Origin of the sequence: Pseudomonas sp. DG56-2, assembly GCF_004803755.1 — a bacterium.
Classification (GTDB): Bacteria; Pseudomonadota; Gammaproteobacteria; order Pseudomonadales; family Pseudomonadaceae; genus Aquipseudomonas; species Aquipseudomonas auratipiscis.
Map to the genome: position 1 here is coordinate 5,771,114 of NZ_CP032311.1, position 16,099 is coordinate 5,787,212.

General features: G+C 57.5%; 14 protein-coding genes. 2 read left to right on the forward strand and 12 right to left on the reverse strand.

What is annotated here, in order from left to right; all coding sequences use genetic code 11:
* Nucleotides 1-14: 14 nt before the first annotated feature.
* The 8 genes from D3Z90_RS26500 to D3Z90_RS26535 form a co-directional block, all read right to left on the reverse strand.
* Complete coding sequence (locus tag D3Z90_RS26500) at nt 15-776, reverse strand: 1,6-dihydroxycyclohexa-2,4-diene-1-carboxylate dehydrogenase (protein WP_136478817.1); 762 nt, start codon at nt 774-776, stop codon at nt 15-17.
* Nucleotides 777-841: 65 nt separating this feature from the next.
* Nucleotides 842-1,852 carry a benzoate 1,2-dioxygenase electron transfer component BenC gene (gene benC, locus D3Z90_RS26505; RefSeq protein WP_136478818.1) on the reverse strand — a complete coding sequence of 337 codons (1,011 nt, stop codon included), beginning with the start codon at nt 1,850-1,852 and terminating at the stop codon, nt 842-844.
* Nucleotides 1,853-1,876: 24 nt separating this feature from the next.
* Nucleotides 1,877-2,365: a benzoate 1,2-dioxygenase small subunit gene (gene benB / locus D3Z90_RS26510; protein ID WP_136478819.1), complete on the reverse strand. Its 489-nt coding sequence runs from the start codon at nt 2,363-2,365 to the stop codon at nt 1,877-1,879.
* Nucleotides 2,362-3,720, reverse strand: a complete 1,359-nt coding sequence (benA, locus tag D3Z90_RS26515) for a benzoate 1,2-dioxygenase large subunit (RefSeq protein WP_136478820.1) — start codon at nt 3,718-3,720, stop codon at nt 2,362-2,364. The genes benB and benA overlap by 4 nt, the downstream gene beginning before the upstream one ends.
* A gap of 106 nt (nt 3,721-3,826) precedes the next feature.
* Nucleotides 3,827-4,783 (reverse strand): AraC family transcriptional regulator, encoded by a 957-nt coding sequence (locus tag D3Z90_RS26520; protein WP_136478821.1) that lies wholly within the window; start codon nt 4,781-4,783, stop codon nt 3,827-3,829.
* Nucleotides 4,784-4,930: 147 nt separating this feature from the next.
* Nucleotides 4,931-6,184 (reverse strand): OprD family porin, encoded by a 1,254-nt coding sequence (locus D3Z90_RS26525; protein ID WP_136478822.1) that lies wholly within the window; start codon nt 6,182-6,184, stop codon nt 4,931-4,933.
* A 117-nt stretch (nt 6,185-6,301) separates the two neighbouring features.
* Nucleotides 6,302-7,633 carry an aromatic acid/H+ symport family MFS transporter gene (locus D3Z90_RS26530; protein WP_136478823.1) on the reverse strand — a complete coding sequence of 444 codons (1,332 nt, stop codon included), beginning with the start codon at nt 7,631-7,633 and terminating at the stop codon, nt 6,302-6,304.
* A 147-nt stretch (nt 7,634-7,780) separates the two neighbouring features.
* Nucleotides 7,781-8,737, reverse strand: coding sequence for an AraC family transcriptional regulator (locus D3Z90_RS26535; RefSeq protein ID WP_136478824.1), 957 nt, complete (start codon nt 8,735-8,737; stop codon nt 7,781-7,783).
* A 124-nt stretch (nt 8,738-8,861) separates the two neighbouring features.
* Between D3Z90_RS26535 and D3Z90_RS26540 the strand changes: the two genes are divergently transcribed.
* The gene (locus D3Z90_RS26540) at nt 8,862-9,737 is read left to right on the forward strand and encodes a LysR family transcriptional regulator (protein ID WP_136478825.1); all 876 of its coding nucleotides are present in this window, start codon (nt 8,862-8,864) and stop codon (nt 9,735-9,737) included.
* 16 nt (nt 9,738-9,753) lie between these two features.
* Here the strand turns inward: D3Z90_RS26540 and hcnC are convergent, their stop codons facing one another.
* The 4 genes from hcnC to D3Z90_RS26560 all read right to left on the reverse strand — a co-directional run bounded on the left by hcnC (nt 9,754) and on the right by D3Z90_RS26560 (nt 14,496).
* Nucleotides 9,754-11,007, reverse strand: a complete 1,254-nt coding sequence (gene hcnC, locus D3Z90_RS26545; RefSeq protein ID WP_136478826.1) for a cyanide-forming glycine dehydrogenase subunit HcnC — start codon at nt 11,005-11,007, stop codon at nt 9,754-9,756.
* 2 nt (nt 11,008-11,009) lie between these two features.
* A complete protein-coding gene (hcnB, locus tag D3Z90_RS26550; protein ID WP_136478827.1) occupies nt 11,010-12,404 on the reverse strand; it encodes a cyanide-forming glycine dehydrogenase subunit HcnB in 1,395 nt (464 codons plus the stop codon).
* On the reverse strand, nt 12,401-12,715 hold the full coding sequence (gene hcnA, locus D3Z90_RS26555) for a cyanide-forming glycine dehydrogenase subunit HcnA (RefSeq protein ID WP_136478828.1): 315 nt from the start codon (nt 12,713-12,715) through the stop codon (nt 12,401-12,403). Before hcnA ends, hcnB begins: the two co-directional genes overlap by 4 nt.
* 437 nt (nt 12,716-13,152) lie before the next feature.
* Complete coding sequence (locus tag D3Z90_RS26560; protein ID WP_136478829.1) at nt 13,153-14,496, reverse strand: OprD family porin; 1,344 nt, start codon at nt 14,494-14,496, stop codon at nt 13,153-13,155.
* Between the two features lie 303 nt (nt 14,497-14,799).
* Here D3Z90_RS26560 and D3Z90_RS26565 point away from each other — a divergent pair, with 303 nt between their 5' ends.
* Complete coding sequence (locus tag D3Z90_RS26565) at nt 14,800-16,071, forward strand: TolC family protein (protein ID WP_136478830.1); 1,272 nt, start codon at nt 14,800-14,802, stop codon at nt 16,069-16,071.
* Nucleotides 16,072-16,099 lie beyond the last annotated feature (28 nt).

Genomic DNA, 16,099 nt, shown 5'->3' on the forward strand with positions numbered 1-16,099 from the left:
GATCTCCGGGGCACTCAGCCGAGGTCGCCGCCACCGACCGGCAACACCGTGCCGGTGATGTAGGAAGCCTCGTCGGAGGCAAGAAAGAGGATTGCGCCAACCTGTTCGTCAAGGTTGCCGTAGCGCTTCATCAGGCTGCTATCGAGGGTCTGGTCGACGATCTGCTGGTACCAGATTTTCTCGTCGCCGCTCTGCTCGGCGTTGTTGCGCGGCACTCGCCGAGGTGGCGCCTCGGTGCCACCGGGTGCAGTCGCATTAACCCGCACTCCACGACCGGCCGTTTCAAATGCCAGGCAGGCAGTCAGGGCGTTCACACCACCTTTGGCTGCGCCATAAGGCACTCGGTTGACGCTGCGGGTGGCGATCGAGGAAACGTTGACGATCGCTCCACTGCCCTGCTCGAGCATGTACGGCAGCGCCGCATGGCAGCACCACAAGGTGGGAAACAACGAGCGTCGCACTTCCGCTTCGATCTGCGCCGCTTCGTAATGCTCGAACGGCTTCGCCCAAATGGTGCCGCCAACGTTGTTGACCAGCACATCCAGGCGACCAAAGTGCTCCACGGCTGCCGCCATTACACGACTGCAATCGTTGTGTTGCTCCAGGTCTGCAGTCAGGCTCAGCACACCCTCAGCGTCCAGCTCGTGCACCAGCTCCGAGCGATCCACTGCAATCAGGGTCGCGCCCTCTTCCAGCAACCGCTCACACACGCGCCGGCCGATGCCCTGCGCCGCACCTGTCACCAGCACGACCTTGTTGTCGAATCTGTTGTTCATGACAACCTCGAATAAAAAAGGGACCGACCGTACCCGCACGATGCGCCCGGCCCCATAAAACGGGTTCAGGCAGCCGCGGCAGCGAATTTTTCGTAATAGAAGTTCGCCGGCGTAATGCCCTGTTCGCGGATGTACTGACTGACCGCTTCAACCATGGGCGGCGGACCACACAGGTACACATCGACATCACCTTCATTGAGATGACGTGGCTCGATGTGCTGGGTGACATAGCCCTTGAGCGGGTGCTGGCTCTCGGGGTTGGCCACACAGGCACTGAAGCTGAAGTTAGGAATACGAGCGGCCAGAGCCTGCAGGCGGTCCAGCTCGACCAGATCGAAATCATTGGTCACGCCGTAGATCAGGTGCAGGGGGTACTCGCTGCCTTGCTCGGCGATTTTTTCCAGCATCGCAGTGAACGGTGCAAGCCCGGTACCCCCTGCCAACAGCAGCAACGGACGACGGATTTCACGCAGATAGAAACTACCCAGTGGCCCCGCCAGAGTCATGCTGTCGCCCGCTTTCGCCAGGCCGGTAAGGAAGCTGCTCATCAGTCCACCCGGCACGTTGCGGATCAGGAAGCTGACCTCGCCGTCCTTTTGCAACGAGCTGAACGAATAAGCGCGCGTCTGTTCACTCCCCGGCACGCCAAGATTGACGTACTGCCCTGGCAGGAAAGCCAGGCGGCTCAGAGCATCGCCCTTGATCGATAAGGTAATGGTGCTATCGGAAAGCTGGCGTACTGCGCTGATGCTCGCCTGATAGTTGGACTGCTCGGTCTTGCACACCTGGGACGACGCCGGGATGCGCACCACACAATCACTCTCAGCGCGCATCTGGCAGGTCAGAACGTAACCCTGCGCGGCTTCTTCCTCGCTCAACGCGTCTTCGATGTATTCCTGGCCCAAGTCGTAACGTCCGGCTTCGGCAAAGCACTTACAGGTTCCGCAGGCGCCATCGCGGCAGTCCAGGGGAATGTTGATGCCCTGGCGGTAGGCCGCGTCGGCGACCGTCTCATCAGCAGTGGCGTCAATGAAACGGGTAACCCCGTCTTCGAAATTCAAGGCGATCTTGTGCATGGCGCACCTCGCAAAAAGCGGGATTCAGATGTGGTAAACGTCGATGACCTGACGCACGTAGTCGTTCTTGAGCACTACCTTCTTGGCCTTGATCAGCGGCCGATCGCCGCGCACATCAAGGGTGTAGAAGCTGGTGCCGAAGTGACTGTCCACTGTCTTGTAGCGAAAGCTCAGGGTGTGCCAGTTGAAGCGCACCTTGCAGACGCCATCGCCCTGTTCCAGCAGTTCGATGTTGCTGATGTTGTGCGAGGTTCGAGTGTCGGGCATGGTCGCACTGGAGCGCTCGGTCTTGATCCGGAACACACGATCCTCCAGGCCACCACGGTTGCCGTACCAGATCAGCGAAATTTCTCGTTGCGGGTCTTCGGTCAGTTGATCGTTATCGTCCCAGGCTGGCATCCAGAAGGTGGCGTCAGCGGCATAGCATTCCAACCAGCTATCCCATTGGCTGTCGTCCAGGTAGCGCGCTTCTTCAAACAGGAAGTCGCGCACTTGCTCGAAGGAAATGCTCATTGCACGGCCTCCACTGGAATCAATTGCTGGTCAGCGGCAAGCGCCTCGAGCATGGTTTCCTGCCAGTACTTGTGTTGCAGCACGAACAGCCCTTCGTCTTCGGTGCGCACGCCACTCATCTGCGGGTGCAGGTCGATTTCCTGGGCAGCAGCATCGGCACCGTCAACCCAATGCGTTGCGCCACGGGACATATCGTTCCAGCCACGCCCACCTTGGTAACCCATCTGGCAGGAACGGAACTCTTCCAGGTCGTCCGGAGTGGCCATGCCACTGACGTTGAAAAAATCCTCGTACTGGCGAATACGCTGGGCCCGTGCCTCGGCGCTCTCACCCTTGGGCGCGATGCAGTAGATAGTGATCTCGGTCTTGTCCACGGCAATTGGCCGGGCAATACGAATCTGCGAACTGAACTGATCCATCAGGTAAACGTTCGGGTACAGGCACAAATTGCGCGAGTTCTCGATCATCCAGTTGGCGCGGGCCTGGCCAAAATCAGCCGCCAGCTCATCGCGGCGCTCGAACAGCGGACGGTCCTCAGGGTTGGCCCAGCGGGTCCAGAGCAAGAGGTGACCTTTTTCGAACGAGTAGAAGCCACCACCGCTCTTGGCCCAGCCGCCGGCGCTCATGGTTTTGACTTCATCGCCAGCCTCGCGCTGTTTGCGCTGGTTCTGGGTCGCAGCGTAGTTCCAGTGCACGGCACTGACGTGGTAGCCGTCGGCGCCATTCTCGGCTGTCAGCTTCCAGTTGCCTTCGTAGATGTACGACGAGGATCCACGCAGCACTTCCAGGCCTTCCGGCGACTGGTCAACGATCATGTCGATGATTTTGGCCGACTCGCCCAGATGCTCTTGCAGAGGCACGACATCCGGGTTCAGGCTGCCAAACAGGAAACCCCGATAGGACTCGAAACGAGCAACCTTGGTGAGATCATGGGAGCCTTCGCAATTGAAGCTCGCAGGATAGCCGGCATCGACCGGGTCCTTGACCTTGAGCAGCTTGCCGGAGTTGTTGAACGTCCAGCCGTGGAACGGGCATGTGTAAGAGGAGCGGTTACCGCTCTTGTGGCGGCACAGCATCGCACCGCGGTGGCTGCAGGCATTGAGGAAAGCATTGAGCACACCCTCCTTGTTGCGCGCGATAAAGATCGGCTGGCGCCCCATGGTGGTGGTAAGGAAGTCGTTCTTTTCAGGAATCTGGCTCTCGTGGGCAAGGTACAGCCAGTTGCCCTCGAAAATGTGTTTCATCTCAAGATCGAACAGACGGGGGTCGGTGAACATCTCGCGCTTGCAGCGAAAGACGCCCTTCTCCTGATCTTCTTCAAGCAGGGAATTAAGGTAATCGAATCCCAGGGACATGGCCGGGGCCTCCGTTGTTATTGTGTTCAGGCCATGTCAGGTTAAGCAGCGAGGGGGACGGCAAATATCCGCTTTGTGCAGACCTTTATCCGTTTTCTGCAAAGTGTCAGGAGCGACGCTTGAGGGTATCGGAGGGGAGTTCGCCGAACAGCGACTTGTAGTTTTCCGAGAAGCGGCCAAGGTGGACAAAGCCGTAGTCCATGGCCAGTTCGGTAATGCTGCGCACCGGGCAGTTGGGATCGCAGAGGCAGGCGTGGATGCGCTCGAGCTTCTTCTGGCGGATGTAGATTTTTGGCGTGGTGCCCGCATTGCGCTCGAACAGCGCATACAACGAACGCAGGCTCATGCTCGCTTGGCGCGCCAGCTGTTCACTGCACATATCGAGCTTGAGGTTGCCTTCGATGTAACCGGCAATGCGGTCGAACGTCACTGCCTGGTTATTCAGGGCCTCACGGCTGACGTTGGTCGGCATCAAGGTCAGCATCTTGCTGGCGACGATCTGGCTGTAGTGCTCCTGAACTCGCAGCAGCGGCTCGCTGGCCTCGGCTTCGTGACAAACCATTGCCAGCAACCCAGCGAAACCTTCCAGCGCCAGCAACTGATAATGGCTCTGGATAAAACGCACGCCCTCGCTCGGACGCTGCCAGCGTTGTTCGTCGCAGACGCTTTCGAGTAAACGGTTTGGCAGCTTGAGGATAAATTTTTCGCAATCTGCCGAGTAGGCAAGGTCTACCGGCTCGTCCGGATTGATCAGCAACAACTCGCCGGGACCGAGCTGGCGTTCGGCACGCCCGCGCCGCCACAGGCAATGGCCACGCAACAAAATCTGCAGATGAAACACATTCTCCAAGGCTTCAGACATCACCCGCACTTCGCCGCCATAGCTGATTCGGCACAGATCGAGGCTGGCGAATTTACGATGGTTCAGACACGCCTCGGGCAGCCCGTAGCGCGGCAGGCGGATGTGGTGCACGCCAACATGCTGATTGACGTAGGTCGACACGGCATAAGGATCGGCACGATCGAAAACCCGGCTGCGCTCACTGAGCAGGGGACTTTCCATACCAAGACACTCGTTGTAGTTGTCCTGGCAGTCTAAGCGATAGCACTGGCCCACGACCAACCGAGGGATGGACGGTGTGTTTCCAAACGCATCGCAAAGCCCGCCCCCTCTTCTACTCGGCAGGAGCGGACTTTCCCCGCGAAAACCCTACAACAGCGTCCAGGTGTACGAAAGGATCACCCGGTTCTCGTCAATATCCGAACGGTAATTGGAGCGCGCCACTGCATTACGCACCCTGATTCCCAAGCCCTTCAACAACCCGCTCTGCACCGCGTACCCCAGGTCCAGGTCACGCTCGTGCTCCTTGCCCTCGAAGCCCAATCCGGTATCGACGTTGTTGCCCTTGAGGTAACGCACAGTGGCCGTCAGGCCCGGTACGCCCATGGCTACGAAATCGTAGTCATACCGCACCTGCCAAGAGCGTTCGTCTGCATACGAGAACTCGTAAGTGGGCACCTCGTTGCCCAACGGCGAAATGTTCGGAAACACCCGCGGAAACGCGTTCTCGCCAAAAATCCCCTGGTAGCCGACGCTGAAGGTATGACCGCCGCGCTTGGCAGACAGCAACGAGTAGAACGCCTGGTTATCGATATCTCCGATGCGGCTTTCCCCTTGCTCCTTGGCGCTGAAATAGCCCAGGTTGGCACCCAGCACCCAGTCGCCCACGGGTTGGTTGTGCTTGAGACCGACAAAGCCCTGCTGATAGATGTCCTCCAGGCGGCCATACCAAAGGCTCAAGGTGCTGCGATTGGCGTTGAAGCTGTAGTCGCCACCCGCGAAGTTGAAGGCATCGCTGTCGGCCTGGCGCTGAGGCAGATGTCCGAGCATGGCGATCATTTTCTCGTCGCCCGATTCATTACGCAGGCTGGTCGAACTCAAATGTCCCGCTTGCAGCGTCAGCCCACTGATCTCGGCGGAAGTGATGCTGGCGCCTTGGTAGGTAGGCGGCAGCAGGCGCGAATCGTTGTACTGCAGGATCGGCAGATTGGTCTGCAGTTCACCCACTTTCAGCTCGGTTTTCGAATAGCGCAGCTTCAGTGTTCCCCCCACCCGACTGTATTCATCAGCAGCCCGGCCATCATCGTGCACCGGCAGAAGACCGGTACCGGTGCGATCCGGGCTGCTATCGAGCTTGAGCCCGAGCAAGCCAATGGCATCGACGCCCACGCCAACGGTGCCGGGGGTGTAGCCGGACTTGAAGTTGAAGATGAATCCTTGCCCCCACTCCTCAGCCTTGGACTGTTTGTTTGCACCAACGATGTCGGAAAAGTCGCGGCTGAAGTAGTAATTACGGGCTTGTAAGGTAGCGGTAGCGTCCTTGAAGAAGTCAGGTTCAGCGGCTTGGGCGGTAAAACTCAGGGCGAATGAAGACAGCAACCCGATTCCACGGAGGTTGTTCATGATTGGCGTGCTCTTTCTTATTGTTGTTTGTGATTCAAGAACTGCGGCGTTTCCAGCGCCGGCCCGCAGCCGCCAACACAGTCAGCGCTGCGGCCCAGCGTGCGTGTAGGCAATCAGCTAGGTCGCCGATTGCAACGCTGCGCCACTCTTGGCGGTGCCACGACTGGCAAACACCATCATCGCCACTGCAGCTACCGCTCCGGGTATGGCAAAGGCCATGAAATTCAGCGCCAGCGGCAGCTGAATCCCCAGCAACAGCCCGCCCAGCAACGGGCCGACAATGGCTCCGCTACGACCAATACCCGAGGCCCAACCCAAGCCGGTGGAGCGAATACCCATTGGATAGAACTGGGCAACACAGGCATACGCGAGGATCTGGGTACCGATGGTTGTCGCTCCGGCGACAGCGATCAACAGGTACAGCACCGGGGTTGGACTCTTGAAGCCGAGCAGACTGATCGACAATGCCGCGATGGCAAAGAACACCACCAACACCCGATCGAGCTTGAATCGGTCACCAATCCAGCCACCGCCAACGGCACCAAAGATTGCCCCGAAGTTGAGCACCAACAGGAACGCCAGGCTTGAGCCAAGGCCGTAACCTGCGTTGCTCATCAGTTTTGGCAACCAGGAATTGAGGGCGTAGACCATCAACAGGCAGCAGAAAAATGCGACCCAGAGCATCAAGGTATTCAGCGCTCGGCCTTCTCGAAACAATTGTGAAACTGAGCCACCCGCTTGCGTGCCGGTGACAACCTCCAGACGATCACCGCTCTGGGGCTGGTAACTCGGTTCAACCCGTTGCAATAACTGGCTGGCCTGCTCGGTACGGCCCTGGCGAACCAGAAAGCCCAGCGACTCAGGCAAGAAACGCAGAATCAATGGCAACAGCAGCAGTGGAATGATTGCCACATGAAACACCGACTGCCAACCGAACGCCGGCAACAACACAATGCCTAGGCCGGCCGAGAGCATGCCGCCCACCGAATAGCCACTGAACATGATGGCGACCAGCGTGCTGCGCCTACGCTTTGGCGCGTATTCGTTCATCAGCGCAACCACGTTGGGCATCACGCCACCAATGCCCAAACCGGCGAGGAAGCGACAGACACCAAACTCTGTTGGATTGCGGGCAAAGCCGTTGAGCACGGTGAAGCCGCTGAACAGAATCACACAGATCATGATGGCCTTTTTACGACCAATGCGATCGGACAATGGGCCAAATATCAGTGCGCCGAACATCATGCCAAACAAGGCGTAGCTGCCCAGGGCGCCTGCCTGAAGCGGGGTCATGCCCCACTCCTGCATCAACGCCGGCAACACCACGCCATAAATGACCAGGTCGTAACCGTCGAAGATTATGATCAGCGCGCACCAGAACAGTACACGCCAGTGGAAGACATTGAACTTCGCCTGATCGATCAGGCTATTGATATCGATCGTTCGCATGAGGCGTGTCTCTTTTGTTGTTGTTATCGAAACCCTTGGGCGAATCTGCCAAGCAGCCTTCGCAGCCTCAGGTTAGGAGCAGGACAAAAGGGCCAATAGCCGTTTACTGCGAATCGATATCCACTTTGCGCAATGACCGATCAGGGGTCAGCGATGACGTTTGAACGTGACTGAGGGCAGCTCACCAAAGCGCTGGCGGTAGCTTTCGGCGAAACGCCCCAGATGCAGAAAGCCATAGTCCAAGGCAATTTCGGTGACGTTGCGCACGGTGCTGGTCGGGTCTTGAAGTGCCCCGTGTATGCGCTCGAGTTTGCGCTGGCGAATGTACCCTCTAGGTGATAACCCCGCATGGCGTTCGAACAGTGAATACAGGGTACGCTCGCTCACTCGTGCAACGTTCATCAGCTGTGCAATGTTGATGTCCGTGTGCAGGTGCGCATCGATATAGGCTGCCAGTTGCTCGAATGAATGGGCGTGCTGCGCGGGCTCGCTACGCTGGACGTTGTTGCCCAGCAAGCTGAGCAATTTGCTGGCGACAATACGCCCGTAGTGCTCCTGCACTTGAGCCAATGACTGGGAAGACTCCGCCTCTTCGCAAATCAGCCCAAGTAGGCCGATAAACCCTTCCAGCTCCCCCGTCACATGACGAGCGCTGGTAAAGCGAATGCCTCCTTCGGGCACCTGCCAGCGCTGGTCTACACAAGCCTGCTCGAGCAGACCGACCGGCAATTTGAGTATGAATTTTTCGCAGTCGGCCGAGTAAGTCAGATCCACCGGATCGTCTGGGTTGATCAGCATCAGCTCCCCGGGCACATAGTGATGCTCATTGCCGCGACAACTGGACTGACAATGCCCTTTAAGCAGAATCTGCAGGTGATACAGGGTACCCAGCGCCGGTGAAGTAATCCGCGCTTTACCGCCATAGCTCAGACGGCACAGATCGAGGCTGGCGAATTTGCGATGGTTGATACTCGCCTGCAGATCGCCGGTTCGCGGCAAGCGCAGGCGATGGCCACCCACATGCTGGTTGACGTACTCGGACACGGCATACGGGTCGGCGCGCTGGAATACACTGCTGCGCTCGCTCAACAGGTGGCTGCTCATGGGCTGCCCTCTTCTTGTTCTGGACGATATCCACAGGGTCTGGTTATCCACAGAGGATGAGCTTGCGCCAGCACCGACAGGCAGTCCAATATCTGTTGAGTACATACAATACCCAGGAGGTATCATGGAGCTGCGCCATCTACGTTACTTCCGGGTGCTTGGGCAAACCTTGAACTTCACCCGCGCAGCCGAGCAGTTGCATATTGCACAGCCGCCGCTGAGCCGGCAAATTCGCCAGTTGGAGGAAACCCTCGGCGTCGAATTGCTGGAACGCAGCCGGCCCCTGCGTCTGACGGAGGCTGGACGCTATTTCTATGAACAAAGTGCGATGCTGCTCGAGCAACTTGAGCAGATGTGTGAAGGGACCCGGCGCATCGCCAATAGCGAACGCCAATGGCTACGAATCGGATTTGCACCGTCGACGCTCTACGACCTACTGCCCGATCTTATTCGGCAGTTACGACGCAATGACGCTCTGGAGCTGGGCTTGCAGGAGATGATTACCTTGCAGCAGGTCGAATCCCTGAAAGCTGGGCGTATCGACGTCGGCTTCGGACGCATCCACATCAACGACCCCGCTATCGAGCAGCAAGTGCTGCGCGAAGACCCACTGGTTGTCGCGCTGCCCTGCGGCCATCCGCTGATAGGCCAACCCATTGACCTTGTTCGCCTGGCCTTTGAACCGTTTGTCCTTTATCCCGCAACGCCCCGTCCGAGTTATGCAGACCACATCATGGGGTTGTTTTCCAGCCAGGGCCTGAGCGTGCAGGTTATCCAGTGGACCAACGAATTGCAGACCGCGCTGGGGCTGGTGGCAGCGGGCCTGGGGATAACATTGGTACCAGGCTCGGTACAACGCCAGCAACGCGACGATATCGTATTCGCCCCCTTGAGTGAGACCGCGGCGGTTTCTCCCATTATCCTTAGCCGACGGGTTGGGGATAACTCTGCGCAGGTCAGGCACTGCCTGGAACTGATCGCACAAATGACCGGCCCTTAAGCCGGTCATCCGGTAGTTATCCCAACGAAGGACTGTTATCCACAGGCGATTTAAAGAAGCGTTCAGCCAGGAATGGGGTGATATCCACAGGCGAGGTTTCTCCATGCATAACCTTATCGATCATCACCCCGGTAATGGCCGACGTGAGAATGCCAGTGCGAAAGTGTCCACAGGCATTCAAATAACCGGAAACCTCCGGAACCGGACCCAGTATCGGTAGTTCGTCCGGCGAACCTGGGCGCAATCCCGCCCAGGCTCGCTTCAGGTTGATCTGCGCCAGTTCAGGAATACAGCGAATCGCGCCCTGCACCAGGCCACTGATTTCCGGCAAGGTGTTACTCACGTCGAAGCCTTTATCTTCAGTCGTGCTGCCAATCAGAATTTCGCCGTTATCCTTCTGAGCCATGTAGCAGTCACTGGTGGTGAGGCAGCCGTGCAACAGTTTGGGCAGGCGCTCAGTAAGGATAATCTGGCCTTTCACCGGACTGACTGGAATGCGCAGACCGCAGGCCTGTTCGCTGAGATCGGCCGCCCAGGCGCCAGCGGCATTGATCAGGGTCTGGCAGTGAAACGTACCTTCTTCGGCGGTTTGTACGGCACTGATCCGCGACCCCTGATGCAACACACCCGTCACATTGGTGTTGTGGAACAGGTCTACGCCATTCTGTCGTGCCGCTTCCACATAGGCGTCGGCCAAGCGGAACGGACTGACCTGATGATCGCAAAGAAACTCCAGGGCCCCACGTGCCTGATGACTGACAGCTGGCTCCGCCTGGCGTAACGTGTTTTGATCGAGCCAGCGCACCTGCTCAGTCAGGTGCGGAATCTGCGCAACGATGTGCTCGGCGTATAGCTGGTCTTCATCGTCGTAGATCACATACTTGAGGCCCGTGCGCTCAAACTTGAAGTCCATACCGTGACGATCGATCAGCTCACGATGCAGCTGTGGATAAAGTGCATTCGACTGTAAGGCAAAGTCGAAGAACGACTGCGGCAAGATGTGCGGGGTGTTGGCATCCACCACAACGGCAGCCCCTTGAGCCTCGCGCTTGCGCTGCGTTGACATCATGCGAAAGAAAATAACCCCGCAGCCGAGCCCAACCGACTCACCTATGGCCCACAGCCCGCCAGCTGAAGCGCGTGTAGCATTGCCAGGGCGCTTGGCATCGATCAGAGCGATTCTGAGGTTTTTGCGTTTGGACAATTGATACGCGCAGGAAGCACCAATGACACCACCGCCAGCGATCACCACGTCATAGATTCTGTTCATGTTCACACCTTTGCGCCAGATTTCTGAAATGCCGAGAACGGAATCGGGTCTATGGGAAATCGCGGGCGCAGCCAGCCCACATCGGCGCGACCGGTCGCTTCGCGCAAGCGATCACTGCAATAACCAACGCACATGCGACCCTGGCAATCGCCCATGCTCACCCGGGTGCGCATTTTCAATCCGGCCATGTCTTGCACCCCCTGCTCCAAGGCCAGGTCGATGTCACTGCGGTGCACATGTTCGCAGCGACAGATCACCGTATCGGCCTGCGGCAGATCAAGTTGCCGCGCTCCCCGCTCGGTGTAGCGCTCGACACCAGCGCGAAAGCGTTTGATTGCTGCCAACTGGCCGAGATACTGCTCGCGCAGCTCAATGGCTTGCTCGGCATTGAGTACGCCGCGCTGGAGCAATATCGACACCGCGGCAATGCGCCCGGTGAGCATGGCCGCCTCGCCGCCACGAATGCCAGCCATGTCACCCGCCAGATGAATGTGCGGCTGGCTGCTTTGCTGCCATCCGTTGCTACGCGCATGCAGGTAGCCATCGTCATGGAAGCAATGCTCCAGCCCTAACTGCTGACTCAACTGCGTACGCGGGATGAAACCGTAGCCAACCGCAAGGGTTTGCACATGCTCGCGCTGAGCGCGGCAATGGTCGGGCTGCCAGTTTTTGTCATAAGGCGCCAAAATGACTTCAGCAAGTTCGCCCTCGCCTTTTGCCTCGACCACGCCCCAGCCGTAATACAGCGGAATGCCGTTGAGCTTCATATAGCCAAGCATGCTTAAGCCGTTGAGGAAAAGTTGCGGCTTGTTCAGCAATGCCAGGCTTTCCTTGGCGATCTTGCCGAAGGCACAGGCTTCATATACCCCGGCAACTTTTGCCCCCGCCGCATGTAATTGACAGGCCACCAGCGGAAGCAATGGCCCAGTCCCGGCAATCAACGTTACACCTGATGGTTTGACCACCCCGCTCTTGATCTGCAGCTGCAACCCGCCTAAAAGCTGGACACCGGGCAGGGTCCAGCCAGGAAACGGTACATTGCGCTCATGGCAACCGACCGACAGCAGCAAATGCGAGTAGTCCACTTCCTTAAGGCGCTCCTTGTCATCGAGGACCATCAAACGCTGCGTATCCCCCCCTACAATTCGGTTGTTCAAGTGCAAATCAATACGCTCGACGCAGCTTGCGAACTCTTTGTGCAAGGCCGCCAGAGCCTTACTATAGCGAGACCCGAGATAGCCCGGATCGACACCGTCACGAAGCGGACCGCGATACACCACCCCGCCCGGCCGCGATGCTTCATCGAACACTGTGCTGGCAACCCCGTGGCGGGCCAACTCAATGGCAGCGGCCATACCCGCCGAGCCACCACCGACAATTACAGGTCGTATGCTCATGGGGCTTCCTCTTCGTTGAAGCGGTTGCTCAGGGTCTCTACTCGCATACCCGGCTGCACGACTGTCTGACAGGCACGGCGTTTGGGCCGGCCATTGATTGAAACCAGGCAGCAGTGACACACACCCATGCCACAAAAGGCCCCTGTCGTCTGAGCATGGTCGTTACGCGCAACCTGACGCAGGCCCACGGCGTTAAGAACGGTGAGCACTGTCTCGCCAAAAGCAACTTCGACCGCTTGGCCGTTGAGATAAATAGTGATGTTTGCCCCCGGCAGGGGCTGAATGTCGAGTGTTCGATCCAGTGTTTTCATAGCGCTTTTCATCCGTGAAAAGTTAAGTGGTCTTTTCACCCTATGCCAAGCGCGCTGCAAAACTATTGATCCAGGCCAGTTTTCAACCAACTTTCCTGTTGATCTTGAAAGTTGCTCGACTAACGGCTTGCGGGATCCAATTGAAGGAAGCTGTATATCAATCTAACACTATTGGTTCATATCAGTTTCCAAACAGTTCTGTAAGAAACCCGCACTATCTGTCAGCGCTTTTCAAGCAGGTACCCAACATCTCCTAGGGTATGAGTCAAATTTATACCGAGAAAAAATACGTTGCGGTTTTGATGCTGCGAAAAAAGGCGCCATTAAAGGCGCCAAACATTCACCGTTTACCAAAGGAGCAAGGGGTGAATACATTGAACTGCCACTTTTGGACAGCCGAAGTGAATCGGCCCCTGAGGAAACCTATTCACCGGCACTTACAGTAGCGACAGTGGATATTCGACAATTAGCCGTACTTCATCCAGATCGGACTCAAAGGCTGTGGCGCGCGTATTGGCTTGGCGTACCCTAAATGAAAGATCCTTCGCCGGGCCTGTCTGAACCACGTATTTAGCTTCGATGTCGCGCTCCCAGCGTTTTTGGTCAGCCAGCGGCTTGCCGTTGTCGTCAGTGCGCATATAGAACGGGTTAGCGTTCGAATAGTCAGCATCGGTGCCCTTGGCGTAACGGGTCATGAATGACAGACCGGGAATCCCGTAGGCGGCCATGTTCAAGTCATAGCGAAGCATCCACGAGCGCTCTTTTGGCGAGTTGAAGTCGCTGTACTGAATCGAGTTATCCAAGAATATAGAATCGGACTGGCGCAGGTAGTCGAAGTCGTCATCACCGTTGTTCTGCTGATGTGACAGTGCCAGGGTATGGCCGCCATAACTAACACCAATCTTTCCACTCCAGATGCTGTTGTTGAACTCGCCTAGCAGTTGTTTGCCCTCATCAACAGCTTTGTAATAGTTAAAGCCACCGATCAGTGCCAGGTCATCGCTCAATGGATAGGTAAGGCTGGTGCCTGCATAATATTGATTCCAGACATCCTTCAGGCGACTGCTGAACAGGCTGACGGTAACCCTATCGTTGATTTCATAGTCTCCACCGCCATAAGCAATCCAAGGCGAATTGACTGCGCCTGCGTAGAACGTCGCAAAATTTTCGCGCATGTCACTGGAAACGGGCTGGCTCATCGAGTGCAAACGCCCGCCCTGCAGGGTAAGGCCTTCAATACTGGTATTTTCAGCCGTTACACCACGAAAGCTTTCGGGCAGCAGGCGTGAGTCACCCGCCGCGACAACCGGGTTGGCAGGGAAAACGTCACCTACTTTGACCACGGTGTCGAGCAAGCGGACTTTGGCTGCGCCACCGATCTTGGTGTACTCGTCACGCGCCTCACCATCGTGATCGACGGGCAAAACGTCGAACGAACTGCGCCCACCATTCCTGCCATCACCCGTATCGAGCTTCAAGCCGATCATTGCAAAGGCATCCACACCGAAGCCAATTGTGCCTTGGGTAAAACCCGAGTTGAAGTGGGTGATGATGGCATGTGCCCATGTTTCGGAGTAGCCGTTAGTGTCGCCCTTACCGCTGTTGTAAGTTGCGGCGGCGCCATCGCGGTTATCACGGTTGAAATAGAAGTTTCGGTTCAGTACCGTGAGGCTACTGCCTTCAATGAACCCTTCCGCCTTTTCTTCAGCTTGAGCTGAAACAACGTAACTTGCAGATAACGCGGACATCGCAGCGAAATAAAGCGAGAGTTTTCGGCTCATTCAATGCTCCTCTGATACGGCAGCTTTTATTATGTTTTCGGCGCGGTTATTAATTTTTCTGTCCGGCCGCACGCCTGTCACAGCGCCTAAACAAAAGTGGCAGCCGATAGATAACGGGAGCGTGATAAGAGAATTACAATTTTGTCACTTAATGGCGCCGCCATTGATTACAGAATTGTAATTTTGCAGCCACCCCTGTGATAGCCAGCGCTTATTAGAGTGCCAACACCTATCCGTTGGGCTTGGCTGCTGTCCCGGCGTTCTCGCCAAGCTCTCGAAAGTTTGCGCTCGAGGACCCTACTAGTGCCCTGGTACAGCCGAAATGCCTTGTTCAAGATCCCTGTTTCCTGGAAGTGCGCCGCGCTCTGCGCACTCGTAGCGGGGACTATCGCCCCCGCAGCATTCGCGCAGCAAAGCATCAGCCTGTCCGAGGCACTGTCCACTGCCATGGAGGCAAACCCGGATCTGGCAGCAGCACGTCAGGAAATCGGCATCGCCCAAGGCGCTCGCCAGCAAGCAGGACTTATCCCCAACCCCGAGCTTTCATACGAGATCGAGGACACCGATCGAGACTCCAGCACCACTACCGTCACCCTCGCCCAACCGCTGGAACTGGGCGGCAAGCGGTCTGCCCGAATCGAAGTGGCGACGGTTGGCCAGAGCATCGCTCAGATGGCATTGGAACGCAGTGTGAACAGCCTGCGAGCAGACGTCGTGCAAGCGTTCTACGCCGCCCTGCGTGCGCAAGCCGGTGTCGAGTTGGCCAATCAGTCGCTAGCGCTTACAGAACGTGGATTGCGCATTGTCGACGGTCGCGTCCGGGCTGGGAAATCGTCACCGGTAGAGGCGACTCGGGCCCAGGTGCAACTGGCGGAAGCCAAACTGCAACTGCGCCGTGCGCAAACGGATAAAGCCAATGCCTATCAACAGTTGGCCCAAGTGACCGGCAGTGCCGTTACCGCATTCGACCGGCTCGACGCTCCCTCCTTGTCCCCGGGTATGCCACCACGCTCGGCAACGTTGTTGAGCACGCTTGAGCAAACCGCCGAGATGCGCCAAGCACTTGCACAGATCGACCAAAGCGACGCCTCGCTGGGTTCGGAAAAGGCCCAGCGCATCCCAAATTTGACGGTGAGCGTGGGTAGCCAATATGACCGCTCCGTTCGCGAGCAGGTCAACGTCGTCGGACTGTCGATGCCCCTACCGCTGTTCGATCGTAACCAAGGCAACATTCTTTCTGCTGCGCGACGCGCCGATCAGGCCCGCGACCAACGAAACGCTGTGGAGTTGAGGCTGCGCAGCGAAACCCAGACAGCGCTTAACCAATGGACCACCGCCATGCAGGAGGTTGAGTCCTACGACAAGAGCATCCTGCCCTCGGCCCAGCAAGCAGTCGACACCGCAACCCGCGGATTCGAGATGGGCAAATTCGGCTTTATCGAAGTACTGGACGCCCAGCGCACGTTGATCGCCGCTCGCAGCCAGTACCTCGGCTCCCTGGAAGCTGCAACCAACGCTCGTGCTCAAGTGGAAAGGGTTTTCGGCGACCTCGAATCTTTTGCCGGCAGTCGCTGAGCAGACCAGAGATTTTCTTCGGCATGCG